Here is a 24,311-nt window from a genome sequence, read left to right on the forward strand (position 1 = left end):
TCTCTTCCATAGCACGAGACTACCGAAAATTCACGGCAAAACAGACCTAATTTCTATGCGAGCCCTTAACGAAGTAGTCGCTGCTGTTTGGTGCAGCCGCCTTCTGAAAGTGACGATTGACCGCCGCGACTGGCCCGGGGCAGCGTCGGTCAGCCGGTGGGGACGCGCAGGCTGAACCGGCACCCGCCGTCGACGTTGGCCACCTCCACGCTCCCCTGGTGCGCCCGCACGATCCCGGCCACCAGGCTCAGGCCGACGCCCGCCCCGCTGAATCGCGACCCGGTCCGGCCCGAGTCCTTTTGCCAGCCCGGCGTGAACATCCTGGCCCTGTCCGCCTCGGCGATGCCGCCGCAGCCGTCCTGCACATCCACCGTGGCCCACCCCGCACCCGACCGGACGGAGATGCCCACGGTGCTTCCGGGCGGGCTGTACAGGATGCCGTTGAGGATCACGTTGCGGATGGCGCGGCCCAGGGAGGCCCCGTCGACGGCAACAAGGGTGGACTGCACGCCGTCGCCGTTGATGCCGATGCCACGGCCGGCGGCCAGCGGGACAAGATCGGCTATGGCATCGCTGACCAGGTCGTTCAGGTCTAGCTGCTGGCGGTTGAGCACCATCGTCCCGGCCTGGATCCTGGACAGTTCCAACAGGTCATTGACCAGCACGGCCATCCGGTCCGCCTGGGCGATGATGCGCCGGTGGTAGCCGGAGACGTCATCGGCCACGCCGTCCTCCAGCGCCTCCGCCATGGCGCGCATGCTGGCCAGCGGGGTGCGCAGGTCGTGGGAGACCCAGGCCACCAGTTCGCGCCGCGCCTGCTCGACGGCCAACTCGCGCCGGCGGGATTCCTCAAGCTTCTCGCTGGTCGCCTTGAGCTCGGCGGCGAGCGCCGCCAGCTCCGAACTCATCGTCCCGGCCGGCGCCACCGTCTCGCCCCGCCCGATCCGTGCCGCCGCACCGACCAGCCGGTTCGTGTTCCGGGCCACGCCAATGCCCAGGGCCAGGGCCACCGCCACAGCCACCACGGAGGCGATGGCCAGGATGTACCACATGACCTGGACGTCATGGGCGGAGAGGAACATGGCGTTGAACGCGCCCACCATTCCGGCGACCAACACGCCCAGGGTGCCCACGACCACAAGGAGGATCTGCACCACGATGGACGTCCGGCGCAGCAGGCGCTGCAACACCACGGTCACCAGGCCGATGATCACGGCCCACATGAGCACCACCCGGATGATGGTGAAAAGGTCGCTAGCGCTCACCGGCACCCGCCTGCGTGCCGTCGTCGAACCTGTACCCCACGCCCCACACGGTTTTCAGCAGCACGGGTGCCGTGGGCACGTCCTCGATCTTCTCCCGCAGCCGGCGCACGTGCACGGTGACGGTGGACAGGTCCCCGAAATCCCACCCCCAGACGGCCTTGATGAGCACATCCCGGCTGAAAACCTGGTTGGGGCGGCGGAGAAAAAACGCGAGCAGATCAAATTCGCGGGCCGTCAGGGACAACGGCACGCCCCGGTGCCGCACCTCGCGGGACGCCGGGTTGAGCTCGAAGCCGGCCAGCTCCACGGGTTGCTCCGGGGCATAGTCCCTGAGACTGCGGCGCAGCACGGACTTCACCCGGAGCACCAGCTCGCGGGGCGAGAACGGCTTGGTCACATAGTCGTCCGCCCCCATTTCCAGGCCCAGGATCCGGTCCTCCTCGGTGCCCAGGGCGGTGAGCATGATGATGGGCATGGTCTGCGTCTGGCGGATGCGCCGGCACACCTCCGCCCCGTCCAGCCCGGGCAGCAGGCGATCAAGGATGATCAAGTCGGGGGTGCGGGTCAACGCCAGGTGCAGGGCCGTGAATCCGTCGGCCGCCAAGTCCACCTGCAGGCCGGCCTGGACCAGGTAGTCGCGCACCACATGGGCGATGGTTGCCTCGTCCTCGACCAGCAGGACGCGCCTGTTGCCGATCTCCCGGTCCTGGGCCGCCATGTTCACCCTCCCAGCATAGGTTTCAAGACCGGCGGGCGGCTGGGAATCCGGCCACCGGACGCATTTGTCCCGGTTCCGTAAGGATTTGGCCCGGCCAGGCGCCGGTGCAGACTCTACCGTCGAAGCATGAAGGAAACGACCGGCGGCACCGCCCCTCTGGTGGACGTGGTGCTGCCCTGCCTGGACGAGGCCGGCGCCCTCCCCCGAGTGCTGGCCGCCCTGCCTGCGGGCTTCCGCGCCATCGTGGTGGACAACGGCTCGACGGACGGATCGGGTGAGCTGGCCGCGCAACTCGGGGCCGTCGTCGTGCGTGAGCCCCGCCGCGGCTTCGGCGCCGCCGCCCATGCCGGCCTGCTCGCGGCGACCGCCGACTACGTGGCCTTCTGCGATTGCGACGGTTCGCTGGACCCGGCCGGGCTGGTGCCGATGCTGGCCTTGGTGGAATCCGGGCGGGCGGACCTGGTGCTCGGGGCCCGGAAGCCGCGGCGCGGGGCGTGGCCCGCCCATGCCCGTGTGGCGAACGCCTGGCTGGCCTGGCGGCTGCGCAGAATGACGGGGGTGCCGTTGACCGACCTGGGGCCGCTGCGGCTGGCCCGCCGCGGCGCACTGCTGTCCCTGGACCTGCGGGACAGGCGCAGCGGCTACCCGCTGGAAATGTTCCTGGCGGCACACCGGGCCGGCTGGCGGGTCACCGAAATCCCCGTCCCCTATCTGCCCCGGACGGGCCGGTCCAAGGTGACCGGAACGGTTCGCGGGACGCTGACCGCGGTGAAGGACATGTCGGCACAGCTGGCGGCCGCCCGGTCGCGCACGCCCGCCGGCTCCCCGCCGGCCGCGCCGGGGGCCGGGCCATGAACCTGAGCATCGCGGTGATTGCCAAGGAGTGCCGGCCGGGCAGGGTGAAGACGCGGCTCACCCCACCGCTCACCGCGGTCCAGGCGGCAACGCTGGCCCAGGCCAGCCTCAGCCAGACCCTGAGGACGGTGCGCGCCGTGGACGCCGACCGCCGACTGCTGGTGTTCGAGGGGATGCCGCGGCCGTGCGACGCGGAGGGTTTTGAGGTGTTCGCCCAGGCCGGCGGCGGGCTGGATGAACGGCTGGCCGCGGTGTGCCGGCTGACCGCGGGGCCGCTGCTCATCCTGGGCATGGACACCCCGCAGTTCACGCCCGGACTCCTGGCCGAGCTGGTCGCCGATTGGCGGCAACCCCGGCCACGGTTTCCCGCCTGGCTGGGCCCCGCGCGCGACGGCGGCTTCTGGGCCCTGGGCCTGCACCGCCCGGATGGCGCACTGATCCGCGGTGTCCCCATGTCCACGGCCGGCACCGGCGATGAGCAGGGGCGCCGGCTGGCCGCCGCCGGTCTTGCCGTGGGGAGGCTGCCGGCGCTGACCGATGTGGACACCTTCGACGACGCCCTCCGGGTGGCCGCCGCGTGTCCGGGCAGCGAGTTCGGCAGGGCGGTCCGGGCGTTGTCACTGCCCGCCCGCCGGGGCACGGCGGTGCCACTATGAGCGCCCCGGCAGTGTCAACCGTGGCGGTGTCAACCGTGGCCGGGTCCGGGGCGCACGGGCGCACGGGGTTTTTCGGCCAAGGCGGCCTGGAACCCTATGAGCGCACGCTGTTGCGGGGCCTGGGCCGCATCACCCTTCATGCCGTGGACGGCGGCATCGCCCCGGACTCCGACGCCACATATTTCAGCGTCCGGGACTGGTGCGCGCCCGCCACGGCGTGCGAATTCGACCTGCTCGCCACCCTGGCCGGGCCGCTGCTTGATGTGGGCTGCGGCCCGGGCCGGATGCTGGTCGCCGCCGCCCGGGCCGGGATCGCGGCGGTGGGTGTGGATCCAAGCGCGGTGGCCGTGGGGCTGGCCCGGGCCCGGGGCGCCAGGGCATTGCGGCAGTCGGTCTTTGCGCCCCTGCCCCATGAGGGCGGATGGGGTGCGGCATTGTTGCTGGACGGCAACATCGGCATCGGCGGCAACGCCACCGTGCTGCTGGCCAGGCTGGCCGCGCTGCTGGCACCTGCCGGCCGCGTCGTCGTGGAGGCCGATCCGCTGCCCACCCTCGACGTGAGCTTTTCCGCCGTGCTCGAGGACGCCCCCGGCCATGCCAGCGAGCCGTTCCCGTGGGCGCTGGTGGGCGCCGACGCCCTGGCCGGCCACGCGGGCAGGGCGGGTCTGGCGGTTGCCGGAACCAGGCACGTTCAGGGGCGCGTCTTCGTCACCTTGCGCCGGCCGTGAAGTCCGACGGCGGCCACCCCGGCGGCCGCCGCGAGCGCCAGTCCCAGCCACATCAGGAGCAGGGAGGCGCCATAGGCGCCCTGCAGGATGGTGCGGTTGACCGCGCTGGCCGGACCCTCCGGTTGCAGGACCGCCCGGGCGCCAAGCAGCGGTGCCACGATCAGGGTCATGACGCAACCGCACACAAGTGCCCCGCGAATGATGGCCTGTTGCAGCGCGCCGAGGCCATGGGTGATCCTCTTCAGTCCACGACCGGCGACGGTCGTCAACGGCACCAGCACGCCGTCGTGGAGCAGCAGCGCGACGCCGAGCCAGGCAATAAGGCCGGCCAACTGGTCCGCCGGAAGGTGGGTGACCAGCTCCCACAATCCGTAGCCGATGCCCACCGTGCCGAGCAGTCCCAGCGCCAGCCGGGCCGCCGTCGTCGTGCGGGGCGATCGTGTGGCGCGCATCAGCCCAGCACCTCGATCCGGCGAACCCATTTCGTCTGCAACACGCCCGGCCGGCCGGGCGCCATGACCCGGGCCGGATAGCCATGGTCCAGGTCCAGCGGGGCCCCGTTGAGTTCCAGTGCGAGCAGGGTCAGGTCGTCCCGGCTGTACGCGGCGGGCAGCGTGGACGCCGCATAGTTGCCGTGCTGTTCCAGGCTGTGGACCCGCGCGTCCGAGTCCGCCGGGGCACCCACGGTGGCCAGCAGGTCACGGATGCGAACACCACGCCAGAGAGCGTCCTGGCTCCAGCCCTCCACGCAGGCGATGGGCAGTTCGCTGGTGTGCTGGGGCAGGGCCCGGAGCCGGGCCAGGGAAAACGTCTCCTGCCGCTGCCGGTAGGTCACGGTCAGCGTCCAGCCGGTCGCGAGCGCCGTCGTGGCCACCCCGGCCTCGGCCGCCGTCCGGGTGACGGGGAGGCGTTGCGGGCCGGTGCCCTGGCGGCGGGGGGCAAACACGTTGAACCCGGCCAGCCCACCGAACGACTGCCCCGCGGTGGTCAGCACGGCGGCGCCGGTGGCGGCGGCCACCGCCGCCAACAGGGCGCGGCGGTTCCAGCCGGGGGACGCGGCACCCGCTGGCTCCGCCGGCATGCCGTTCGGCCGGCCGGCCGGTGCCGGGTCGGCGGATTCCGCCGGGCCCCGACGCCAGTGCGCGGCGATCACCGGTAGTTTGATGGCCACGTGCAATGCCAGTGAGGAGACGATCACCCAGGCCAGCCAGTAGTGGACGGTCTTGAAGGGGAAGGGCCACGGGTACCATTCGAAGGTGTTGACGAGCCCGATGCCCACCTCGACCAGCGACGACGCCACCAGTAGGGCGATCGAGGCCCGCTCCAGTGCGTGGAGGACCGAGCGGATGGGCGGCCAGCGCAGCAACTCGGGGAAAACGGACCACAGCTTGGCCAGCAGGAGCGGGATCGACCCGATTCCGGTGGCCACATGCACGCCCTGGGTGAGCCGGTACAGCCAGACCGGGCGCGGCAGGAGCACCATCCAGGCCGGCGGCTGCTGCAGAAGGTGGCTGTACAGCCCCGTGAGGAAGCAGATGACGAACGCCGCGCCGAGCCAGCGGCCCAGGATCACCGTGAGGCGTCTGCCGCGCAGGGGCGAGGCGGATGCCGCACCGAGCGCATCCATCCGGGCCTGCAGTTTCGTGGTCAATCGGTCCATGGATTCAGCACACCACCGGCAGCGGAACCGCGCCCGCCCCAGACCTTACGAAAGCCGAACGAATTGCGCCCCGGGGGTCCGCCCGGGCGCTGCGGGGGGCAGTATCGACGTGTGAGGAATGCGCCGCACGGCCCCGTGCCGTCCCCCCGTGGCCCGCTGGGGCGCGCACCCGTGACGGCCATCGTGACGACGTCCCTGTTGGTGGTGGGGTTGGCCGGCATCATTTACGTGACGGTCGCCGGGCAGGCACACGGCGGATGGGCGCCGCTGTCCGGCATGCTGGCGGCCTGGGCCGTCTTCGTGGCTGCCGCGCTTGCCGCCCGACGGCTGCCGGCACGGCATGCGGGCACGTTTGTCTTGCTCGGATCCCTGCTCCTGGGCGGCGTCGCGACATCCGCGCCGCCGGTGATCAGCAGCGACTCGGCCCGCTACGCGTGGGACGGGATGGTCCAAAAAGCGGGGATCTCGCCGTACGCGTACGTCCCCGCCGACCAGGCCCTGGAGTCCCTGCGGCCGGGCTGGCTGTTCCACGAACCGGCCCCCGGAGAGAATTGCTACACCCATCCGTTCCCCACGGGAACCGTGATAACCACCAACAGTCCCGACGGCAGTCCCCTGTGCACGGCCATCAACCGGCCGCACGTGCCGACGGTCTACCCGGCCGTGGCCGAATTGTATTTCCTGGCCGTGCGCCTGGCGCCGGGACCGGAGGTCGGGTTCATCGCGTTCCAACTGGCCGGGCTGGCGATCAGCCTGGGTGTCACGGCCATGCTGCTGCGCTTCCTGCGCCGGGCCGGCCGGCCGGCCCACCAGGCCGTCTGGTGGGCGTGGTGCCCGCTGGTGGCCTTTGAGGCGGTCAATGGCGCCCACGTGGATGTCCTGGGCGCCGCCCTGGCGGCCGCCTCGGCGCTGCTGCTGGCCGGGGGGCGCCCCCTGCGCTCCGGGGTGGCCTTCGGCGCCGCGGTGGCGGCCAAGCTCATTCCCGTCATCACCGCCCCGGGCCTGCTGTACCGCAAGCCCGGGCGCTTTGTCCTGGCCGCCGCCGGCACGTTTGCCGCAGCCTACGCCCCCTATGTGCTGGCCGGCGGTCCGGCGGTGCTCGGGTATCTGCCCGGCTACCTCCGGGAGGAGGGGTACGTCGGCGGCGGCACCACGTCCCGGTTCGCCCTGTTGCAGGTGGCATTGCCGGCGCCCTGGGACGTGGTTGCCGGCATCCTGCTGCTGGCCGGGCTGGCCCTGCATGTTTGGCGCCACACCGGCCCGGCCAACCCGTGGGACGGCCAGGTGCTGATGACCGGTGCCACATTGCTGGTGGCCAGCCCCGCCTACGAGTGGTACGCCCTGCTGCTGCTGCCGTTTGTGGTCCTCAGCCGCCGGTACGAATACCTGCTCATACCGCCGGTGCTGACGGTGATGTACCTGACCGGCGGCCAGCCCTACGCCACCTGGCTGGACCGGTTGTTGCTGGCGGCCGCCGCGCTGCTCATCGCGGCGGCCGCCGTGTGGCGGCGACGCAGGGCGCGCACCGACGTCGCCGGTCCGCCACTGGCGATCTAGACGGTGCCGCCCCGCGGACCTGCCAGGCCCGTGGCTGCAAAGACGGGCGGGACGACGGGCCGGCACCGTCGGGCCAGCTTTTCCCGGATCTGCCGGCGCCTTTGCACCGGCGGAGGACTAAAATGGCCCCGGGATCAATCGTGGCATTCGGAGGACGGGTATGTTCGCGAGAGTCAGCTCATTCAAGACCGGGCCCGCAACGGCGGCGAATTCGATCCGTAGTGACCCCAGCCGGGAGCAGGGACTGCAGATCAGCCCTGCCGGGGGATTCGAAGTCACGGCCGGCGCCGCCAAAGACTGACGGCGCGCTTCCGGCGGCGCGGAAGCTCCATTCATATTCCATACGTTCCAAGAGTGAAACCAGAGTGATCAGCATGGCCTGGGAACTAGCAGGCGAATACCTGGAAAACTGCAATTGCGACGTGCTCTGCCCGTGCGTCACATCGTCCCTGCAGGGACCGGCGGACAACGAGCGGTGCTATGTCCCGCTCGCCATTAACATCACCAGCGGCCAGAACGACGGCGTACGCCTCGACGGCCTCGGCGCCGTCCTGGTGGTGGACTCGCCGGCAGTCATGGGTTCGGGCGGCTGGCGGGTCGCCGTCTACGTGGACGAGCGGGCCGACGACGCCCAGCGCCAAGCCCTGGGCGGTATCCTTTCCGGTGCGCTCGGCGGCCCACCGGCCATGCTGGCGGGGCTGATCTCCGAGCAACTGGGGGTCAAGTTTGTCCCGATTGCCTTTGAGTCCCACGACGACACGCGCCGGGTGACGGTGCCGGGCATCATGGACTTCGAGGTCACGGGGATCCGTGCCACGGGGGCGGACACCGTCATGCGGCTGACAAACATCTTCCATCCGATGGGCGCCGATCTGCCGATTGCGCAAAGCAGCATCGGCACCTTCAATGACCCGGACTACGGCTGGTCCTTCGACAACACGGGCAAGAATGGCCACTACAGGGACTTCGCCTGGGCGGCGTAGCGCGCCGGCCGTCTGGTCCACGCTCCTGCTGGCCAGTGCCATGGCGTGGGCCTGGATCGTGGCCTACGCGGCGGCCATGCCGGCGCGCATGGGCGCCGGCATGGCCCCGCAGCCCGGCGTGGGTGCCTTTTTGGGCGTCTGGATGTGCATGATGGCCGCCATGATGCTGCCTGCGGTTGCTCCCGTCGCCACGATCTATGTCCGAACGATAGGTGCCGGTCCGCCCGGTTTGCCGGACGCCGGCCCCGCACCGGCCGGCTCCCGGCCGGCCGGCTCCCGGCCGGCGGGCGTCCGGCCGGGGGGCGTCCGGCCGGCGGGCGCCTTGCCGGCCGGACGGGCCGTCGGTCTGGTTGTGGGCTACCTGCTGGTGTGGGCGGCGTACGGGATCATTGCTTTTGCGGCCACCCGGGCCTTTGGCGTGCTCAGCGGACCGTCTGGGTCGGCCGCGCCCTGGATTGATGCCGCGGCCCTCGCGGTGGCCGGCGTCTACCAGTTCACACCGGCCAAGAACCGTTGCCTCTCGCACTGCCGCTCGCCCCTTGCCGTGCTCCTTCATGTCGGGAACTTCCGGGGCCCGCTCCGTGATGTCCGTGCGGGCTTCTGGCATGGCGGCTACTGTCTGGGCTGTTGTTGGAGCCTGATGCTGGTTCTGGTGGCCGTGGGCATGATGAACATCGTCTGGATGGTCCTGCTGGCCGGCGTCGTCTTTGTGGAAAAGACCTGGCGGTACGGCAGGCAATTCAGCTACGCCGTCGGCGGGCTGCTGCTCATCCTGGCGATCGCCGTGCCGCTGCAGCCTGCTCTCGTCGGGGTGGCCGGGATGTAGGGCCGGCCCCGGCCACCGCTATCCTGTCCCTTGGGTGCGTACCGCCAAGGATGCAATACCCCTAGGCTGGACCCCATGGCGCTCATCCACGATGCCGCATTGCGGCCCACCAAACTGGAACTGCTCGCAACCTGGCTGCCCGGCCAGCCCTGGTTTTCCGGGGACGCGTCCACGCTGGTCCGCGTGGCGTCGTTCCGCTACGACGACCCCGCCGGCGAGGTGGGCATCGAGACCCTGCTGGTGAGGGTCGACGGCGGCCCGGTGCTGCAGGTGCCGCTGACGTATCGCGCCGCGCCGCTGCCCGGTGCGGCCCTGATTGGGACCATGGACCACTCCGTCCTGGGTCAGCGGTGGGCGTACGACGCCTGCACCGATCCGGTCTATGTCGCCGCGCTGGCCGGCGCGCTCCTGGCCGGGGCGCCGCAGGCCGCGCAGGTCAGGGAGATCGACGGCGAGCTGGTCGCCCTTCCCGAATCCGTCGCCGTGACGGGATCCGGCGAACCGGGGACGCCTGTACCGGTCATCGATGCCGTATCCGCCTCGACGGTTGACGGCGTGACAACCGTCAGCGCGGGCGCACTGACCCTGTCCGTGCACCGGCTGCCGCAGGCCGCCGCCGTCGTCGTCCCCCACTCGCTCACCGCGACCACCGGGGAATCCGGCACGCCGCTGTTGCTGGCGACGGTGGGATAGGGCGCCCCGGCGATTAACAGCTGTGTCACAGAACGGCTTTCTATTGTCAAATGGTTGCCGTGGTGATTGGCTGACCGGTGTAGGCCTTGCTGGGGAGGCCGGAGCGGGCCGCTGACACCGGTGGAGCGTGCTTTCCTGTCCCCCGGAAAACTATCCGGCTGATGGAGGCATGACATGAGCGCAGTATCCTCGTCCCAGAATTTCGCCCACGGGTTCCCCACACCCGGACCCCAGGGACCCACGCCGCAGAAAGTGATGGACCACGTGTTCTTCCTGTCCGAAGGGGCGTGGAAAACGGCACGTGAGGAACAGCAATTCGACCACATCGTCATTGGCAGCGGGTTCTGCGCCCACGCCTTCGCCGAACGCACACTGTCGCGGAACCCGCACGCCCGGATCCTGATCATCGAGCGGGGCCCGTTCTTCCTGCCCCAGCACTTCCAGAACCTGCCACTGCCCTACCGGCAGACCTTGGGCGGGCTCTCCGAAACGTTCCCCTGGACCCTCGCGGCGGCCACGGCCAACCAGCCGGCCGGCAAGATTTCCTGGCAACACGGCATGGTCCCGTTTTACGGGGGCCGCAGCATCATGTGGAGCGCCTGGTGCCCCCGCCCCGAGGAGAACGAAATGCGGGGCTGGCCACGGCCCGTCATGGATGCCGCGCGCGCCCACTTCAAGTCGGCGGAGGATCTGCTGAACGTCATTGCCGCGGACCACATCGATGCCGGGCAATCCCCCGACGCGCTGGCATTGATCAGCCAGACCCGGCCGGTCTACGGGATCATGCAAAAAGCCCTGCAACAGCGCCTGGCGGACGGCCTGCACAAGATCGACTCCGCAACACGCACCATGCCGGCCCCGCTGGCCGCGGCGGCCGGCGCCAGCTCGGGCGTGGACTTTGCCAAGTTCTCCACACCGGCCGTGCTGCTGGAACTCGCGGACCGGCAGGCCGCCCTGGCCGCCCAGGGCAATGGTGCGCCGCTGCAGATTGTCACGGACTGCACGGTTGGACGGATCCTGGCGCAGGACGGCCGGGCCACGGCGCTGGAGACGACCCGCGGCGTGGTCAATGTGGGCCAGGCCAACCTGGTGCTGGCGATGGGCACCCTGCCGCCGACCACCCTGGTGCTGAACTCCTTCCCGGACACCCCCGGTGCCGGCGAGACGTTCAGCGCCCATTTCATCACCTCGGTGGTGGCCCGGGTGCCCCGGAAGGACTTCGACTTCGGCGAAAAGCTGGGCGACCTTGAGCTGGCGGCCATCTACCTGGCCGGCAAGAGCCCGGCGGGCATGCAGTACCACGTGCAGCTCTCCGTCCTCTCGGACCGGCATCCGGATGAGAACGCGCAAAAGTCCGAACGTTACGCCCCGGACGTGGTGGCCACCGCCTCCCTCGCCCAGCTGCGGTCCTCGGAGGAGTACTTGGTGTTTGTCTGTGCCGTCCTGGGCGAGCTGGATGAGGCCAACCCGGAGAACCACCTGTTGCCATCCGGGGGCGCGGATCCGACGTGCAATGTCACGCTGCAGGTCCTGGCCAACGGCACGGACGACGCCACGTGGGACACCATGGACGAGGGCACCTTCCAGATGCTGGAGCGCGTGCTATCCCCGGGCGGCGCGGGCCGTGTTGAATACTGGCACGGCGACCCGGACACCGGAAGTTGGGGCGCCGAGCGCCCGAGCATCCCGGAGCGGCGCGTCCCGGGCTTGGTCCATGAAAGTTCGTCGCTGCCGATCGGCGAGGGGGCGGACGCCACGGTCGGCGTGGACTACCGGCTCAACGGCGTCGGCAACGTCTTCGTCACCGGTGGCGGGCTCTGGCCCACCGGCGGCTCCTGGAACCCCACCATGACGATGGTGGCGCTGGCCCAGGACCTTGCCGACAACTTGACGGAGGACGGCTTCGGGTCAGGCGCCGGACCCGGTGATTGAGCCGAAGCCACCGGTGATTGAGCCTGCCGAAATCAGGTCTCGACAAGCTCGACCACCGGTGATTGAGCCTGCCGAAATCAGGTCTCGACAAGCTCGACCACCGGCGATTGAGCCTGCCGAAATCAGGTCTCGACAAGCTCGACCACCGGCGGCTAGATCCCGTTCAGCGCCTCCGCCGTGGCCAACGCAGTGTAACGGGCGGCGTCGGCCATGGCCGCCTCGGGCGACCGGGCCACGTCGGCGGCGCTGGCGGCCGCCACGACGCCGTGCCCGGCCAGCTGCTCGGCCGTCACGGCGATGCGCCCGGCAACGACGACGACGGGCAGTCCCCTCGCGTGCGCGGCGTCGGCCACGCCGATGGGCGCCTTCCCGGACAGTGACTGCTCGTCCATGGAACCCTCGCCGGTGATGACCAGGTCGGCGTCCGCGAGTGCGGCGTCCAGGTCCACGAGCTCGGCCACGAGGTCGAAGCCGCGCTCGATGGCCGCCTTCGCGTAGGCCGTGAACAGGGCGGGGAAGCCACCGGCCGCCCCGGCACCGGGCATGTTGATGTCGACGCCGGTGTCCGCCAACACCAGGGCGGCCAGGTGCTTGAGCCCGGCGTCCAGGCGCTGGACGGCGTCGTCGTCTGCCCCCTTCTGCGGCCCGAACACGTGGGCGGCCCCCGTGATTCCGTACAGCGGGTTGTCCACGTCGACGGCCATGCGGATGCGCACGGCCGCCAGCCGCGGATCCAGTCCGGAGGCGTCAATGGAGGCGACGTCCTGCAGGGACCCGCCGCCGAGCGGGACCAGGTTCCCGGCCGCGTCCAGCAGCTTCAGCCCGAGCGCGCGCAGCGCGCCGGTGCCGGCATCGGTCATGGCCGATCCGCCCAGCCCGATGATCAGCTCCGTGGCGCCGGCCTCCAGCGCCGCGGCGATCAGCTGGCCGGACCCGTACGAGTGGGCGCGCAGGGCGTTCTCCACCGTCGGCTCGCTGAGCAGGTAGCCGCTGGCCTGCGCCGTCTCGATGACGGCCGTGCGTTTGCCATGACGGTCACCCAGCGCCCAGGCGGCCCCGACCGGCTTCACGATCGGCCCGATGACCGAGTTCAACCGCTCCTCGAAGCCCGCCGCGACGGCCGCCTCCAGGGTGCCCTCGCCGCCGTCGGCCACGGGCAGGGCGGTGACGACGGCGTCAGGGTAGACGCGCAGGGCGCCCTCGCTCATGGCCGCCGCGGCCTCGACGCCGGTGAGCGTGCCCTTGAACTTGTCCGGTGCAATCAAGATTCGCATGGGTCCATCCTGCCAGCTGTCCGGGCGGGTCTCGCTCCCCAGCCGCTCCCCGCCCTCGCAAGCTCGGTCGGGGCCCCTCGCGGCCGTGGGCCCTGGCTCGAGCACCGGGGTCTCGACAGGCTCGACCACCGGGTCTCGACAGGCTCGACCACCGGGCGTGGCCGCCATCACCAATAGCCGCGCTCCCGCATGACGTCGGCGAGCAGGTCGGCGCGGTCGGTCATGACACCGTCCACGCCCAGGTCGAACAGCTCGCGCATCTCTTGCGGCACGTTGATGGTCCACACGTGCACGGCCAGCCCGTGCCGGTGCGCCCGGACCACGGAGCGCCGCGTCACCAAGGTGATGCCGAAGCGCCGGCGCGGGATCTGCAACGCGTCGGTGTCCCGCAGGAACCACCGCAGCAGCGGCCGCGGCAGCCACCCGCCGAGCACGAACGCGGCCATCGTGGCAGTCCCCGCGGAACTGGCCACCGGCCGGGACAGCCGGCGCAGCACCGCCCGGCGCCGCTTGTCGGAGAACGACGCCACGAGTACCCGGTCGTGCAGCCCGAACTCCTCGATCGCGGCGGCCAGCGTGGGCACCGAACCGGCGTCCTTCACGTCCAGGTTGAATTTCGTCGCCGGCATGGCCTGGACCAGTTCGGCCAGCGTGACGATCGGTTCGGTGCCGCCGATGCGGGCCTGAAGGACGACGGCGGCGGGCAGGTCCGCGATCCGGCCCGGAACGCCTGTGGTCCGGAGCAGGGTGTCGTCGTGGAACAGGATGGCGACGCCGTCGGCTGTCGTGTGCACGTCCGACTCGAGGTGCGTGTAGCCCAACGCCGCCGCGGCCCGGAACGCGGCCAGGGAGTTCTCCAACCCCTGCGGCGAGAAGCCCCGGTGCGCGAAGGCCAGCGGGATCGGCGAGTCGAGGAACGGCGTGCGGGGCCCGGCCATCCGGCGCTCTTTACCCCAGCGCCGCGAGCCGGGCCTCGATGACCTGGGCGACGCCGTCGTCCGCGAAATGCGGCGCCTGCCGGGCGGCGGCCGCGATCGCGTCCGGGTGGCCGCTGGCCATCGCATAGCCGGTGCCGGCCCACCGCAGCATCTCGATGTCGTTGGGCATGTCGCCGAACGCCACGACGTCCGCGGCGGCGATGCCCCGGGATGCGGCGAACTCGGCCAGCGTGACGGCCTTGTTCACGCCGAGCGGCCCCATCTCCAGCAGTGCGGCGGCCGGCGCGGAATGCGTGATGGACAGCAGGGGCGCCACCTGGGCGTACACCGTGGCGAGGAACTGGTCGGCCGTGCCGTCCCGGGTGACGGCCAGGAACTTCACGATCCCTCCGTCGCCCATGGCCGGCTCCAGCATGGGCGCGACGCGCGCCGCGAGGTCCGGGGCGGCCTGGCCGGGTTCCATGAAGCCCGATTCCAGGTGCAGCCCGTCCAGGCTCTCCAGGGCGAAGTACGGCGCCGGCACCAGCGACCGGATGATGTGCTGTACCCGGTCCACGGTCTCCCACCGCAGCAGGTGGGAGTTGACGACGGTTTCCGTGGCCAGGTCGTACGTGACGGCGCCGTTGGAGCAGATGACGGTGCCGGTGTGGCCCATCTGGGCCCGGATCGGTTCCAGCCAGCGCGGCGGCCGGCCCGTGACGAACACGATCTCCACCCCGGCGTCGGCGGCGCGGCGGAACGCGGCGACCGTGCGGTCGCTGATCTTCCCGTCGTGGCCGAGGATGGTCCCGTCGATGTCACTGGCAATCAAGCGCATCACTCAAGGCTACCCAACCGCGCTGTGCGCCCGGGACGTGCAATCTCCCTGACGGCGCTGGAAATCCCGTCCGCAATTCCGTGGTTGAAACTGGAAGAGCCGGCCATGGCCGGAAAAGTTGCATTTGCCGGACGCATTTCCAGGATGGCGCAACAATCACGGCGCTTTCCGAGAACCGGTTTCTATACGGCCGTGACCGCCTGATCCGAACCGCAATACTTGCATTTGCTCGCCGCCAACGGAAGGTCATCGGAGAGGCAGGCCGGGCAGGTCTTGGACGGCGCCGGGTCCCCGAAGGCGACTATGCCGCGGCGTGCCTGGACGGACTTGTACGGAACCACGATCAGGAAGTACACCACCGCCATGAAGATGATGAAGTAGATGATCGCGGAGATGAACGACCCAATGTCCAGGTAGGTCGTCTTGTTCCCGGCCGCACCGAGCTGCCAGCCCAAGCCGAGCGTTTGACCGCCCGCGATGGCCGCGATCAGCGGGTTGATGACGAAATCGGTGAATGCCTTCACCAAGGTGCTGAAGGCCAGCGCAACGACCAGCCCGACGGCGATCGTGATGACGTCGCCCCGCATCAGAAAGTTCTTGAATCCCCTAATCATCAGATCCTCCGATAATCACCATGCCGACGGCGATGTGCCGCCTATCGTCACGGTAGCCCTGCCCATTGGAAACGGTCAACGGTTGGAAATGAACATTCGGATGACGATAACCGGAATGCGCTTGAATGCGTTCGGTGGAAGAGGCAGCCCGGTTATTTGGCCTCGAAGACGCCGGTCAGCCGGGCCCGGGCCAGCCCATGGAAGTTCAGGTTGAAGCCGAGCACGGCCGGGGTCGCGTCCGCGCGCACGTCCAGGGCGGCCACGTCCACGGCGTGCACCACGACCATGTACCGGTGCGGGCCATCCCCGGCGGGCGGTGCCGAGCCCATGTAACCGGGGTACCCGGCGTCGTTCTTCAGCGTCAGCGCGCCAGCGGGCAGCCCCTTGGACCCCTTGGAATCGCCGGCGCCCTCGGCCAGCGACGTCACGGTCGCGGGGATGTTGGCGACGACCCAGTGCCAGAAGCCGCTCGCGGTGGGCGCGTCGGGGTCGAACATGGTCACGGCGAAGCTGCGTGTCCCGGCCGGGAAGCCGCTCCAGGACAGCTGCGGCGACAGGTCACGGCCGTGCCGGTGGGCGCCGGCGGCCACCTGCGCCGCCGGCATGGTGTCGCCGTCGGCCAGGGACTCGCTGGTGAGCGTGAAGCCGGGCTTCGGTGACAGCAGCGTGTAGGGGTCGTAGTCAAGCATGGGTCGTACCTTCCTGCAGTTCGGATCGGGTGGGCGGGTTGGCGCCGGCACGCGAGACCGTGATGGCGGCGGCGCGCGCGGCGTAGCGGATCATGGCCTCCAGCTTGCCGACGCCCATGGCGCGGAGCTCGGCCCGCCGGTGCGCCCCGTCCAGCTCGGCGTCGACCAGGGCGCCCAGCAGCGCCGCCATGAACGAGTCGCCGGCGCCCACGGTATCGACGACGGCGGTGCGCGGCACCGGGCAGGCGACCTCGCCGGCCGCGCAGACCGCCCACGGGCCGTCGCCGCCGCGGGTGACGACGACGACGGCGGGGCCGGCGTCCGTGGGGCCGGTCGCCAGCCAGCGGCGCGCCGATTCCAGCGGGTCGACGCCGGGGTACAGCCAGGCCAGGTCCTCGTCCGAGGCCTTGACCACGTCGGCGAGCGCCACGAACTTCTCGGCCTGGGCGCGGGCGTGGGCCACGTCGGTGATGATGGACGACCGACAGTTCGGGTCGTACGTGATGGTGGCGCCCGGGTGGGCGGCCAGGACGGCCTGGAACACCTGGTCGGCGCCCGGGGCCAGCATGGTGGCGATGGATCCGGTGTGCAGCAGCGTGGTGGCGGCCAGCATGAAATTGGGCCCGCCACTGGCGTCGGGGGCGATCGAGGGAAGCTGCCAGTCCAGGGCGAACTCATACGCGGCGGCGCCGGATCCGTCCAGCACGGCGCGGGCCACCGAGGTGGGCAGGTGGTCCGGGACGACGGGGACCAGGACGTCGTACTCGCGCAGGTGGGTGGCCACCATGGTCCCGTACGGGTCGGTGCCGTAGCGGCCGAGGAACTGGACGGGGTGGCCGAGCCGGGCCAGCCCGACCGCCACGTTCAGGGGGCTGCCGCCCACGTGCGGCTCCGGCGCCCGCCCCGGCCGGACCACCTCGTCGATGAGCGCCTCTCCAATGACTGTCAGCATTGCACCAGCCTACGACGCCGGCGGGCCCGGGCCCCTGGCATGACGCGGCGTGGCCGGCAAGTGGGTAGGCTCGAAGCCATGAGCAACTGGGACCTCCTGGACGAGTCGTTGCGCCCCGCCGTGGCCGCAAGCGTGGCCGAATACGAACGCATCCGCCCCGCGCTGGAGACAGTGACCGCGGAGATGGAGTCCCGGGTCCGGGCCGTGTTCGACGACGCCGAGGAGAAGCCGCTGTTCGTCACGAGCCGGACCAAGACGGTGGAGTCGTTCCGGGAGAAGGCCGCGCGCATGGTGGAGCAGACCCCGGGCGCGGTCCCGGCGTTGCAGTTCCCGGACCCGCTGCGGAACCTCATCGACCTGGTGGGCGTTCGCGTCATCACGACGCTGCTGGGCGAGAATGCGACCGCGGCCAACCTGATCAAGCGCCAGCGCGCCATCTTCGACTGCCGCGGCGACCGGGAGAAGGACATCGGCTCGATCGAGTCGGGCACGTACGGGTACTCCAGCCGGCACCTGATCCTGCGCAGCATCCAGAACGACGTCGTCAAGGCCTACCAGCAGGTCGTGGACCCGGCGGCGAAGCCGAACGGCAGCTACTTCTTCGAGGTGCAGATCCGCACCGTCTTCGCGCACGCGTGGAGCGAGATCGAGCACGACATCCGCTTCAAGGCGCAGGACCCGCGCGCGTGGAGCCCATACTTCGACCGGCAGTTCACCGCCACGGCCGCCATGCTCGAAACGGTGGAGGCGGCGTTCTCGGAGCTGCATGAGCGGTATGAGGAGGTGACGAGCTTCTGGGACGAGGACGGCGAGGGCGACGTGCCACTGACACCCAACCGCATCAAGGCGATCTGGCAGACCCTCCTGCCGCACGTGGACAGGAAGTCCGACGACGACTGGGGCTGGGCGGCCGAGCTGTTGGCGGCGCACGGACTCAAGCGGACCATCGAGCTGGCCGGCCTGCTGCAGCCGCAGGCCATCAGCAATGTCCGCAAGGCCCTCGACCACAGGTATTCCCCCGGCCCGGACCGGCTGCTCGACGACCTGCTGCTGTGGCGGTTCGGCCAGGCGCACATCGACCTGACCGCCGAGGACGCCGCGGACGAGAACACGCCCCGCCGGGACAGCCTGCACCGCCGGCTGGCCCAGATGCGCCGCTACCGGGAGGCCAACGGTGATTGAGCTTGTCGGTGATTGAGCCTGTCGAAATCCCGGCCTCGCCGAGCTCGACCGCCGGTGATTGAGCTTGTCGAAATCACTGGGCATGCCTGGTCTCGACAAGCTCGACCGCCGACGAGCTCGACCACCGGGTCTCGACGAGCTCGACCACCGGCAGGCTCAACCAGCCGGGGCGTCGTTCACGCGCTGCGGCACGCCCAGCGGGTTCGCGTCCTGCAGGGCGCCGGGCAGCAGGCCCCGCCAGTAGTCGGTGGGGGCATCGTCTTCGACGGCGTCGGGGTCACGGTTGCTCTCGGGATCGGGGATACCGAAGAAGGATCCGATTCGTCACTTACGCCAACGGCCGCTTCATGGACCTTCATGGCGACCCACCTATCACGAGCAGCCTTTTCCTCGTCGGTTTCCTTCGGTGAGCACGCATTGACGATCAGCCCGATGACGCCAAGAGGGACGGCTAAGAGTATCTAGCATCCGCATCCTGCACCTGAATTGTTGTTCGCCGTACATACGATCTCTGTCGTATCCAGCGTCACGGCGGAAGTCGCCCTGCAACCACTGTCGACGATCGGCGTCTGGCAGTCAGAAGTATGAGGCACTGATCCTCAACCTGACCCGGCGAATCAGGGAGCGGGGATCCAGTCGTAACATGGCCAGGACGAAAGCCGTGTTCTCCGTGTGGCACAACGTCTCCGGGGCGATCGTCGCCGCATGGCTGGCCCGCAAGCCGCTGCCGGCCGGGTAGGCATTGCCCGTCGGCCGGCTCGATCAGCGAGGTTTGTACACATCAGCGCGGTGGTCGATGCGGAGGACTTCGACGACCGCCGTCTCATCGTTGATGGAGTAGATGACCCGGTACGGCCCTCGATGAGCCGAATGGTATCCGGCCAGCTCCCGTCTGAGGGCTTTGCCTACACGCCGTGGATTCTTCGAAAGATCGCCGTACATGAACTCAACGATCGCCCGCACAATTCTTGGTGGGACGCGTTGCAGGTCCCGGCGAGCAGCCGGCGAAAGGATTATCCCATACGCCACCGGCGTCAGGAACGGCGTTTGGGAACGCCGAATTCGCGCCGGATTTCCGTCTCCGAGATCCCCCGACCCTCGGCAATGTCCCGGCGCGCTTCGCCCAGATCCTGCCGGATGTTCGGTTGTGAAAGCCAGAAAAGCGTCTCCTGCAAGGATTCCCATTCATCGGTCCCGATGATCACCGCCGCCGGGCGGCCGTTCTTGGTAATCACGACTTCCTCATGAGTCAAGGACGCGGCATCGACAAGCTCCGAGAGCTTGGCCTTCACGGTGGACAACGGAAGTGTCTGCATGCTTCATTCTAGGTCTGAATTATGGTCACACCTGGGTCTGTTGCTCACACCTCACCTGCTCAAACAGCGGATCTCGCTCCCCAGCCGCTCCCCACCCTCGCAAGCTCGGGCGGGGCCCCTCGCGGCCGTGGGCCCAGGCTCGACCACCGACAGGCTCGATCACCGCTGGGTCTCGACAAGCTCGACCACCGACGGGCTCGATCACCGCTGGGTCTCGACAAGCTCGACCACCGACGGGCTCGATCGCCGACAAGCTCAATCGGCGAGGGCGCCGTTCACGCGCTGCGGCACGCCCAGCGGGTTCGCGTCCTGCAGGGCGCCCGGCAGCAGGTGCGCGGGCAGGCCCTGGTAGGCTACCGGGCGCAGGAACCGGCCGATGCTGGCCGTGCCGACCGACGTGCTGGTGGGCGCCGTCGTGGCCGGGTACGGGCCGCCGTGCTGCTGCGCGTACGTGACCGAGACGCCCGTGGGCCACTGGTTCCACAGCACACGCCCGGCCTTGCGGGCCAGCAGCCGGATCAGCTCGGGTGCGATCGCGTCGTCGTCCTCGCCGTGGATGGTCGCCGTCAGCTGGCCGTCGATGACCCGGGCCACGGCGAGCAGCTCGTCCTCGTCGCGGTACGTGGCCACGAGCGCCGTCGGCCCGAAGCACTCCGTGACCAGGCCGTCCGGATCGGCCAGCAGCGCCTCGGCCGTGGTGGCGACGAGCGTCGGGGCGGGCGGGGCGTCCAGGCTGCCGTCCGTGGAGCCCAGCGGCGCCACCGCGTCATGGGCGAGCAGCCCCTGCAGGACCTCCACGTAGCCGGACTGGATCCGGTCGTTGAGCAGCCGGGCCGGGGCGGGTCGGTCACTGGAGGCGAGCGCGTCGACCATGCCGGATGCGGCCGGCACCAGCAGGATGCCCGGCTTGGTGCAGAACTGGCCGGCGCCCAGCGTGTAGGAGCCGATGAATTCATCCACGATCCGCGGGCCGCGGGCCGCGGCGGCCGCCTTCGTCACGAACGTCGGGTTCACGCTGCCGAGCTCGCCGTAGAACGGGATGGGTTCGGGCCGGGACACGGCCAGGTCGAACAGCGCCCGGCCGCCCGGGATGGAGCCGGTGAAGGACCCAGCCTTCACGCGCGGGTCCAGCAGCGCCTCGCGGCCGGCCTGGGTGCCGAACACGAGCTGCAGCAATCCGGCGGGTGCGCCAAAAGCGTCCAGCGCCCCGGCCGCGACCCGGCCCACCAGCGCGGACAGCCGCGGGTGCCCCGAGTGGACCTTCACGATCACGGAGCAGCCGGCGGCGAGCGCGGCGCACGTGTCGCCGCCGGCCACGGAAAACGCGAACGGGAAATTGCTGGCGGCGAAGTTGAGCACCGGGCCCAGCGGCTCCAGCACGCGGCGGATGTCCGGCCGGGCGCCCATGGGCCAGGCATCGTCGGCGTGGTCGATCCGGGCGTCCAGGTAGCCGCCGTCGTCGAGCATCTCGGCGAACAGGCGCAGCTGGAACGTGGTGCGCGTCAGCTCGCCGGCGAGCCGGCCGGGCAGCAGGTGGGACTCCTCGGCGGCGACCGGCAGCAGGTCGGAGGCCGCGGCGTCCAGGGCGTCGGCCACGCCGCGCAGTGCGGCCGCTCGGTCCGCGGCGGGCACCTGCGCCCACGCCGTGGCGGCGGCGTCGGCGCGGGCCAGGATGGCCTCGAGCTCTTCGGGGGTGGTGGGTTCGGTGGTGTTCATGCGGTTCTACCCTTCGTGTACGTCGTCAAAGTCAAGTGCGGCCAGCTGCCCCAGCGTCACGGGCGCCGCCAGCGAACGCTTCGCCATCGAGCGCAGGTCGTCGGCCGACGTCGGCCGGTTCGCGAAGCGCGCGGCGATCTCGGACACGGCGAAGCCGCAGACGCGGCCCTGGCACCAGCCCATGCCGGGGCGGCCGAACGACTTCAGGGTACGCGCGTCCGCCGCGCCGAGCTCCGTGTGCGCGTCGCACAGCGCGCCGTGCGTGACCTCCTCGCAGCGGCACACGAGCGTCTCCGGCGTGAGCCAGTCCTGCCAGTTCGCGGGGACCGGGTTGGCGCGGTGCATGGCGACGGCGAACCTGTGCAGACGCGCCCGGTCACGCTGCAGGGCCCGGATCCGGCCCTCGGAAGCCGGACCGCCCGGCGCCGCCGCGACGCCCAAGGCCTCTGACACGCACAGCGCGGCCAGCTCGCCCTCGAGCACCGCCATGGGCGCCCCGCCCACGCCGGTCGCCTCGCCGGCGACCGTGACGCCGGGCGCGGTGCTGGCCAGCCGGTCGTCGACCACGGCGATCAGCGACCCGTCCACGTCCACGGTGGTCTCGGCGCCGGCGGCGAGCACCAGCTCCAGTTGCGGCGTGAACCCCCAGCCGAGCGCGACGACGTCGCACGCCACGGTCCGCTGCGTGCCGGCGATCGCGGTGCCGTGCGCGTCCACCCTGGAGAGGGTCACGGACTCCACCCGGTCGGTGCCGTGGATGGCCGTCACGGCGGTGCGGATCTTGTACGGGATGCGGTGCCGGGCCAGCGCCGTGGCGTATTCGACGCCCTCGAGCGCCTTCGCCGGGGCACGCACCGCGCCCCCGGCGTTGCGCAGCCAGCCGGTGGGGCTGTTGGCCTCGCAGATCGCGGCGACCTTGACGCCGGCGTGCGCCAGCCCGGTGGCGACGGGCAGCAGGAACGGCCCGGTGCCGGCGACGACGGCGACGCGCCCGGCCGCGGTCCGGTTGCCCTTGAGCAGCGCCTGGACGCCGCCGGCGGCCATGACGCCGGGCAGGTCCCAGCCGGGGATGGGCAGTTGCCGGTCGTAGCCGCCCGGGCACAGGATGACGTGGCGCGCGGTCACGGTGCCGGCGGCCGGAGCCGGATCCGTTGCCGGGGCCAGTCGAAGCACGACGCCGGCGGGCCGGGCTGGTTCGATCAGCCAGACCTGGGTGCCGCGCAGGTATGTCAGGGTGCCGGTGGTCTCATGGGCGTACAGGCGGGAGCGCAGGTCGGTGAACTCGCGCCAGCCGTGGTGGCCCTCGCCCTCATCCGGCACCGGGTGGGATTCGTCCGGGTGCCGCCAGTACTGGCCGCCCGGCTGCGTGCCGGCGTCGACGAGCGCAACGTTCAATCCGGCGTCGGCGGCGTGCACGGCGGCGGACAGGCCCGCCGGCCCGGCCCCGACGATGGCGACGTCGCAGGCCAGCGTGGTCATTCGGGGGCCTCCGTTTCCCGGCCCGACCGCAACTCCATGCCGCCCCGCGCCGGGGTGAGGCAGGCGCGCTGGTTCGCGACGCCGTCGACCATTATCAGGCAGTCGAAGCACACGCCGATGCCGCAGAACAGCCCGCGCGGGCGGCCCGCGTTGCGGGTGGTGCGCCAGGCGACGACGCCGGCGTCGGTGAGCGCGGCGCCGACGGTCTGCCCGGGGCGGGCGGACAACGGCGCGCCGTCGAAGGTCAGGCTGAGCTCAGGCATGGAGGGGCTCCTCGAAACGCTCGGGGACAAACGGGGACAGGTCGAGGGCGGGCTGCGCGCCGGTCAGGGACGCCGCAATGAGCGCCCCGGTGCCGGCGGCCAGGCCGATGCCGGCGCCCTCGTGCCCGCAGGCGTGCCACAGTCCGGGAGCGCGCGGGTCCGGGCCGATGACGGGCAGGTGGTCCGGGCAGTACGGGCGGAAGCCGAAGTAGCTGCGCAGCGCCAACACGTCGGACAGGAATGGGAACAGCGCGATCGCCTTGCCCGCCATCTCGGCGAGTACCCGGGGCGAAAACGTCTTGTCGAAGCCCACGCGTTCGCGGCTGGAGCCGATCAGGATGGTGCCCGAGTCGGTGCCCTCCACGACCGGGGAGGTCTGCAGCCCGGCGTCGGAACTGGCCACGTTGTCCACGTATTCGGCCGCGTACACCTTGTGGTGGACGGTGACGGGCAGCGGTTCGGTGACCATGACGAAGCCGCGGCGCGGCAGCACCGGGACGGTGACCCGTGCGAGCGCGGCCACGGCGCCGCCCCACGTACCGGCGGCGTTGACGACGCGGGGCGCCGCGATGATGCCGCGGGTGGTCTGCACTCCCGTCACGGCGTCGCCGGAGCGGACGAAGCCGGTGACCTGGGTGTCCGGGTGGACGGTGGCGCCAAGCCCGCGGGCCAGCCGGAGCAGGTGCGCCACGACGAGCATGGGTTGCACCTGGGCGTCCTGCGGGTAAAAGGCGCCGCCGGCCATGGCCGGGAACAGGAGCGGCTCAAGACGCAGCAGGTCCGGCCCGTCCACGAGCTCCACGTCGATGCCGGCGGCGCGCTGGCGCTCGGCCAGGGCGGCCAGGTTCTCCTGCGTGCCGGGCCTGGCGGAAACCACCAGGCCGCCCTTGGATTCGAACTCCCACAGCGGCCCGAACTCGGCCAGGTCCGTCCGCCACAGATGCTGCGAGTACTGGGCCAGGGCGAGCTCCGGGCCGGCCTCCTTGTCGGAGACGAGGATGTTGCCCTCGCAGGCGCTGGACGTGCCGCCGGCGATGGCGCCGCGCTCCACGACCGCCACGCGCAACCCGGCCAGCGCGGCGAAGTACGCGCACGCGGCACCCGTGGCACCGGCACCGATGACGACGACGTCCGCGGTCGGGGGAAGACTCATGCTAGTAGTATGTCACATGCTACAGAGGGATGACAGGGGGCATGG

At 70.7% G+C, this 24,311-nt stretch carries 25 protein-coding genes; 9 read left to right on the plus strand and 16 right to left on the minus strand.

Annotation, left to right across the window (positions count from 1 at the left end):
- Positions 1–149: 149 nt before the first annotated feature.
- Both EJC77_RS14340 and EJC77_RS14345 read right to left on the minus strand, forming a co-directional pair.
- Positions 150–1,265 (minus strand): sensor histidine kinase, encoded by a 1,116-nt coding sequence (locus EJC77_RS14340; RefSeq protein WP_125613967.1) that lies wholly within the window; start codon positions 1,263–1,265, stop codon positions 150–152.
- Entirely contained in the window at positions 1,255–1,983 is a 729-nt protein-coding gene (locus EJC77_RS14345) for a response regulator transcription factor (protein WP_125614082.1), read from the minus strand. The genes EJC77_RS14340 and EJC77_RS14345 overlap by 11 nt, the downstream gene beginning before the upstream one ends.
- Before the next feature lie 126 nt (positions 1,984–2,109).
- On the opposite strand from EJC77_RS14345, the gene EJC77_RS14350 reads away from it, so the two are divergent.
- From EJC77_RS14350 to EJC77_RS14360, 3 genes are read left to right on the plus strand one after another with little or no spacing between them, the layout of a single operon-like run.
- Entirely contained in the window at positions 2,110–2,838 is a 729-nt protein-coding gene (locus EJC77_RS14350) for a glycosyltransferase family 2 protein (protein ID WP_125613970.1), read from the plus strand.
- The gene (locus tag EJC77_RS14355; protein ID WP_125613973.1) at positions 2,835–3,494 is read left to right on the plus strand and encodes a TIGR04282 family arsenosugar biosynthesis glycosyltransferase; all 660 of its coding nucleotides are present in this window, start codon (positions 2,835–2,837) and stop codon (positions 3,492–3,494) included. Before EJC77_RS14350 ends, EJC77_RS14355 begins: the two co-directional genes overlap by 4 nt.
- Positions 3,491–4,222 (plus strand): methyltransferase domain-containing protein, encoded by a 732-nt coding sequence (locus EJC77_RS14360; RefSeq protein ID WP_125613976.1) that lies wholly within the window; start codon positions 3,491–3,493, stop codon positions 4,220–4,222. The genes EJC77_RS14355 and EJC77_RS14360 overlap by 4 nt, the downstream gene beginning before the upstream one ends.
- Here the strand turns inward: EJC77_RS14360 and EJC77_RS14365 are convergent.
- Entirely contained in the window at positions 4,186–4,674 is a 489-nt protein-coding gene (locus tag EJC77_RS14365; RefSeq protein ID WP_125613979.1) for a hypothetical protein, read from the minus strand. The genes EJC77_RS14360 and EJC77_RS14365 overlap by 37 nt on opposite strands.
- Positions 4,674–5,882 (minus strand): molybdopterin-dependent oxidoreductase, encoded by a 1,209-nt coding sequence (locus EJC77_RS14370; protein WP_240630268.1) that lies wholly within the window; start codon positions 5,880–5,882, stop codon positions 4,674–4,676. The genes EJC77_RS14365 and EJC77_RS14370 overlap by 1 nt, the downstream gene beginning before the upstream one ends.
- A 111-nt stretch (positions 5,883–5,993) precedes the next feature.
- Here EJC77_RS14370 and EJC77_RS14375 point away from each other — a divergent pair, with 111 nt between their 5' ends.
- The 5 genes from EJC77_RS14375 (at position 5,994) to EJC77_RS14395 (ending at position 11,873) form a co-directional block, all read left to right on the plus strand.
- Positions 5,994–7,439 carry a glycosyltransferase 87 family protein gene (locus tag EJC77_RS14375; RefSeq protein ID WP_125613982.1) on the plus strand — a complete coding sequence of 482 codons (1,446 nt, stop codon included), beginning with the start codon at positions 5,994–5,996 and terminating at the stop codon, positions 7,437–7,439.
- Positions 7,440–7,813: 374 nt separating this feature from the next.
- A complete protein-coding gene (locus tag EJC77_RS14380; protein ID WP_125614088.1) occupies positions 7,814–8,422 on the plus strand; it encodes a DUF1326 domain-containing protein in 609 nt (202 codons plus the stop codon).
- Complete coding sequence (locus EJC77_RS14385; protein WP_205787369.1) at positions 8,388–9,248, plus strand: DUF2182 domain-containing protein; 861 nt, start codon at positions 8,388–8,390, stop codon at positions 9,246–9,248. Before EJC77_RS14380 ends, EJC77_RS14385 begins: the two co-directional genes overlap by 35 nt.
- A 75-nt stretch (positions 9,249–9,323) precedes the next feature.
- A complete protein-coding gene (locus tag EJC77_RS14390; protein ID WP_125613988.1) occupies positions 9,324–9,941 on the plus strand; it encodes a CG0192-related protein in 618 nt (205 codons plus the stop codon).
- A gap of 174 nt (positions 9,942–10,115) precedes the next feature.
- A complete protein-coding gene (locus EJC77_RS14395) occupies positions 10,116–11,873 on the plus strand; it encodes a GMC oxidoreductase (RefSeq protein WP_125613990.1) in 1,758 nt (585 codons plus the stop codon).
- 152 nt (positions 11,874–12,025) lie between these two features.
- Here EJC77_RS14395 and EJC77_RS14400 read toward each other — a convergent pair whose 3' ends face one another.
- The 6 genes from EJC77_RS14400 to EJC77_RS14425 form a co-directional block, all read right to left on the minus strand.
- Complete coding sequence (locus tag EJC77_RS14400; RefSeq protein ID WP_125613993.1) at positions 12,026–13,147, minus strand: glycerate kinase; 1,122 nt, start codon at positions 13,145–13,147, stop codon at positions 12,026–12,028.
- A 167-nt stretch (positions 13,148–13,314) separates the two neighbouring features.
- The gene (locus EJC77_RS14405; protein WP_125613996.1) at positions 13,315–14,085 is read right to left on the minus strand and encodes a glycerophosphodiester phosphodiesterase family protein; all 771 of its coding nucleotides are present in this window, start codon (positions 14,083–14,085) and stop codon (positions 13,315–13,317) included.
- Between the two features lie 10 nt (positions 14,086–14,095).
- Positions 14,096–14,902: an HAD family hydrolase gene (locus EJC77_RS14410; RefSeq protein WP_205787371.1), complete on the minus strand. Its 807-nt coding sequence runs from the start codon at positions 14,900–14,902 to the stop codon at positions 14,096–14,098.
- A 182-nt stretch (positions 14,903–15,084) separates the two neighbouring features.
- Complete coding sequence (locus tag EJC77_RS14415) at positions 15,085–15,516, minus strand: large conductance mechanosensitive channel protein MscL (protein WP_125614002.1); 432 nt, start codon at positions 15,514–15,516, stop codon at positions 15,085–15,087.
- Positions 15,517–15,668: 152 nt separating this feature from the next.
- The gene (locus tag EJC77_RS14420) at positions 15,669–16,205 is read right to left on the minus strand and encodes a YbhB/YbcL family Raf kinase inhibitor-like protein (protein ID WP_125614005.1); all 537 of its coding nucleotides are present in this window, start codon (positions 16,203–16,205) and stop codon (positions 15,669–15,671) included.
- Positions 16,198–17,157 (minus strand): carbohydrate kinase family protein, encoded by a 960-nt coding sequence (locus EJC77_RS14425; protein WP_125614008.1) that lies wholly within the window; start codon positions 17,155–17,157, stop codon positions 16,198–16,200. The genes EJC77_RS14420 and EJC77_RS14425 overlap by 8 nt, the downstream gene beginning before the upstream one ends.
- Positions 17,158–17,235: 78 nt before the next feature.
- Here EJC77_RS14425 and EJC77_RS14430 point away from each other — a divergent pair, with 78 nt between their 5' ends.
- Positions 17,236–18,339 carry a GTP pyrophosphokinase gene (locus EJC77_RS14430; protein WP_125614010.1) on the plus strand — a complete coding sequence of 368 codons (1,104 nt, stop codon included), beginning with the start codon at positions 17,236–17,238 and terminating at the stop codon, positions 18,337–18,339.
- 762 nt (positions 18,340–19,101) lie between these two features.
- Here the strand turns inward: EJC77_RS14430 and EJC77_RS14435 are convergent.
- From EJC77_RS14435 to EJC77_RS14460, 6 genes are all read right to left on the minus strand, one after another.
- A complete protein-coding gene (locus tag EJC77_RS14435) occupies positions 19,102–19,368 on the minus strand; it encodes a type II toxin-antitoxin system RelE family toxin (RefSeq protein WP_125614013.1) in 267 nt (88 codons plus the stop codon).
- 5 nt (positions 19,369–19,373) lie between these two features.
- Positions 19,374–19,655, minus strand: coding sequence for a type II toxin-antitoxin system Phd/YefM family antitoxin (locus EJC77_RS14440; protein ID WP_125614015.1), 282 nt, complete (start codon positions 19,653–19,655; stop codon positions 19,374–19,376).
- A gap of 255 nt (positions 19,656–19,910) precedes the next feature.
- Positions 19,911–21,371: an aldehyde dehydrogenase (NADP(+)) gene (locus EJC77_RS14445; RefSeq protein WP_125614018.1), complete on the minus strand. Its 1,461-nt coding sequence runs from the start codon at positions 21,369–21,371 to the stop codon at positions 19,911–19,913.
- Between the two features lie 6 nt (positions 21,372–21,377).
- Complete coding sequence (locus EJC77_RS14450; protein ID WP_125614020.1) at positions 21,378–22,850, minus strand: FAD-dependent oxidoreductase; 1,473 nt, start codon at positions 22,848–22,850, stop codon at positions 21,378–21,380.
- Positions 22,847–23,113, minus strand: a complete 267-nt coding sequence (locus EJC77_RS14455; protein ID WP_205787373.1) for a (2Fe-2S)-binding protein — start codon at positions 23,111–23,113, stop codon at positions 22,847–22,849. Before EJC77_RS14455 ends, EJC77_RS14450 begins: the two co-directional genes overlap by 4 nt.
- Positions 23,106–24,266 carry an NAD(P)/FAD-dependent oxidoreductase gene (locus tag EJC77_RS14460; protein ID WP_125614023.1) on the minus strand — a complete coding sequence of 387 codons (1,161 nt, stop codon included), beginning with the start codon at positions 24,264–24,266 and terminating at the stop codon, positions 23,106–23,108. The genes EJC77_RS14455 and EJC77_RS14460 overlap by 8 nt, the downstream gene beginning before the upstream one ends.
- Positions 24,267–24,311 lie beyond the last annotated feature (45 nt).

The organism is Specibacter cremeus, assembly GCF_003946885.1.
GTDB lineage: Bacteria > Actinomycetota > Actinomycetes > Actinomycetales > Micrococcaceae > Specibacter > Specibacter cremeus.